This window comes from Streptococcus sp. GMD1S (assembly GCF_000296875.1).
Classification (GTDB): domain Bacteria; phylum Bacillota; class Bacilli; order Lactobacillales; family Streptococcaceae; genus Streptococcus.
In genome coordinates this window covers 1-628 of record NZ_AJQY01000266.1, presented here as the reverse complement: position 1 = coordinate 628, position 628 = coordinate 1, and the positions used below count along the sequence as shown (strand labels likewise).

Genomic DNA, 628 nt, shown 5'->3' with positions numbered 1-628 from the left:
GCTTCTTGGGTTGATTTCTTTTCGATATCTGAGGACTTAGAAGTGAAGTTATAAGATTTTCTGTCCAAGTTGAAGTTCAAGTAATAAGAAGTTGCATTTTGCATACTATAGATAATGTTATCCTTGTTCTTCTCTTTAATGCCTTCAAAGCTTGAGCTATTTGGATAGAGACGCGCGTAGCTATAGACTCCTTCTACAAAGTTACGTGCTAGTGCATCTTGGTCACTACCATCATAATAGGCCAATTTCACACCATCCACAAAGACATTTTTTTCATCCCAGTAGTTGGGATTTTTCTTGAATTCGATAACAGATTTTGAAACAAAAGATTTCATCAAGAAAGGTCCATTGTACAAAATACTAGAAGGGTCTACCTTACCAAAGTCATCCCCTTTTGATTTTAAGAAATCTGCATTGACAGGGAAGAGAATGGTTGAAGTTGTTTTAGAATTCCAATAAGATTCTGGACGTGTCAAAGTGTACTGAACTGTTTGGTCGTCAATCGCCTTAACACCGACAGTTGAAAAGTCAGTTGTTTTCCCGTTGATATAGTCATCCAAACCTGCTACAGAGTCTTGAACAAGGTACAAGGCTTCGGATTTTTTATCAGCAGCATATTTCAAACCTG

1 protein-coding gene is annotated in these 628 nt (G+C 37.3%); it reads right to left on the bottom strand.

The annotated features are described in order from the left end of the window. Positions 1-628: ABC transporter substrate-binding protein (locus tag GMD1S_RS08700; RefSeq protein ID WP_000453080.1), on the bottom strand; the 628-nt coding region annotated here is incomplete at both ends.